At 54.9% G+C, this 2,237-nt stretch carries 1 protein-coding gene; it reads right to left on the bottom strand.

Going from position 1 to position 2,237, the window contains the following annotated elements:
- A partial coding sequence (locus EAE90_RS23020) for a condensation domain-containing protein (protein WP_214055427.1) occupies positions 1-2,237 on the bottom strand: 2,237 nt, incomplete at both ends.

Raw genomic sequence — 2,237 nt, 5'->3', positions numbered from 1 at the left:
TCAGTATTGCCAATATTCCCACCACCATAGCCGGTGAACGCGACACACAAATCGCCACTCGCTGATCCGGCGCTACGCCCAGCGCAATCAGCTGATGGGCCAACCGGTTAGCACGGGCATTTAATTCCGCATAACTGAGCGTTTGTTCTTCATACACTAACGCTGTCGCATCAGGTGTTCTTTCCGCCTGTTGTTCAAACAACTGATGGATACATAACTGGTCAGGATAAGCGGCTTCCGTCGCGTTCCAGGTTGTTAACAACAAGGTACGCTCCGTTTCCGGCAGAATGTCCAACTGTCGTACCGGCATTTCCGGGGCCTGTTCCAGCGCTGTCGCCAGGCTTTCCAATGCCTGCTGCATATAACCGCACAGACTTTCCGGATCAAACGGCTGCACGACCTGCGCCGTCAGCCCCAGGGATTCGCCAAAATCCTCCACCGCCAGTATTAACGGATAGTTGGTCCGCTCCTGTCCGCCAAGAAATTCAATACCGTTGATCAGTTCATTTGACGTTGCCGACAAAGCATTATGCCGATAGTTCAATAGCGCGCTAAAGAGTGGCGTACCGCTGGCAACCCCACTGCAACGTTGAGCCAGCGCCAATGAAGCATGCTCATGCGCCAGTAATCCCGCCAGTCGGGTATGAGTGGTCTGTACGCTATCCCGTACTGGGGTTTCATCGATATCCAGCCGTAACGGCAAGGTATTAATAAATAGCCCCATGCCATTGTCAGCCCCGTCTCCCGCCGCCATACGCCCAAACAGCACCGTACCGAACACCACTTGATCTTGCCCGCTGGTACGCGACAACACCTGCGCCCAGGCCAGATGACACAAAGCCGCCAGACTGACCTCCAAACGCCGGGCCTGACCACGCAGACGGTCATTCAATTCAGGCGCCAGCATCCTGTGGGATTCCGTCACCTGTGAACCATCACGATGCACCTCCGTCAATCCAAATGGCAGCGTCGGTTCGTCCACCGCCGCCAACATCTCGGTAAAGAAACGGGTGTGTTCCTCCTGACTCATGCCTAATCGGGCTTCAGCCACTAAATTACGGAAAGAGACTGGAGAAGTCAGACTCTCCTCTCGTTCGGCAAGATACGCCTTAACCTCACTGTTCATCACGTCCAGCGTGGTATGGTCGCCAATCAGGTGATGCAGTAATTGCAACACCGCCCAACGACCATCCGTCTCCTGCGCCACCACAAACCGCAACAAGGGCGCTTGATCCAGCTCAAGACGATAATGACGGGGATTAAAACGTTGAGCCAGTTGTTCACCAATCGGCCCATCCGCCGGATCTAAATCCAATTCAGTGACCGATAAAGACGCCTGACGCCAGACGACCTGAGCCGGTACAGACAACTCTTGCCAGACAAAAGCGGTACGCAAAACATCGTGGCGGTCAACAACTTGTTGCACTGCCGCCAGATAACGGTCCAGTAGAGCCCGATCAGCGAAGACCATCTGACCAGTTAACAAATAAGGATCGCCTTCGTTTGCCAGTAAGTGGTGGAACAAAATACCGTCCTGTAACGGCGACAGGGCATAGATATCCTGAATGTTGCTCACCCCGCCCGGCACCTGTCTGACGATGCGGTCAATGTCAGCCTGAGTCAAATCAATCAGCGGCAACATCGCCGGTGTCAGGGCTGTCGTTGCCGGAGTGATGACGTTAGGCGGCACTATCACAGCCTGATGCTGTCCCAACGTTTTCGCCAGGTCTGACAGCACTGGCGACTGGAACAGATCACGCGCCGTCAGCGACAATCCCAAGTGACGCAAGCGTTCAACCATCCGTATCGCCAGCAGCGAATGACCGCCCAGAGCAAAAAAGCTGTCATACCGGCTGATCTGCTCAATCCCCAGCAACTCACGCCAGATAGCCGCCAACGCGATTTCTGTTTCTCCTTGTGGCGCGGCGTAAACCTGGCGGACAAAGGCGTCATTGTCTGGCGCCGGTAACGCCTGACGATCCAATTTACCGTTCGGCGTCAATGGCAGCGCATCCAGCCGCACAAAGGCCGACGGCACCATGTAATCAGGCAACTGAACGCTCAGATGTTCGCGTAAACTGTTAATCAACCCCTCGTGAGCCTCTGCCGTCACATAGGCCACTAACCGTTTTTCCTGCCCTTCCCCTTGCGCCAATACCACAGATTCACTCACCGCTGGGTGTTCCATCAACCGGGATTCAATTTCCCCCGGCTCAATGCGGAAGCCACGGATTTTA

Origin of the sequence: Photorhabdus caribbeanensis (assembly GCF_018448885.1) — a bacterium.
GTDB lineage: Bacteria > Pseudomonadota > Gammaproteobacteria > Enterobacterales > Enterobacteriaceae > Photorhabdus > Photorhabdus caribbeanensis.
The sequence above is the reverse complement of the archived record's forward strand: the minus strand, read 5'-3'. Positions and strand labels throughout refer to the sequence as shown.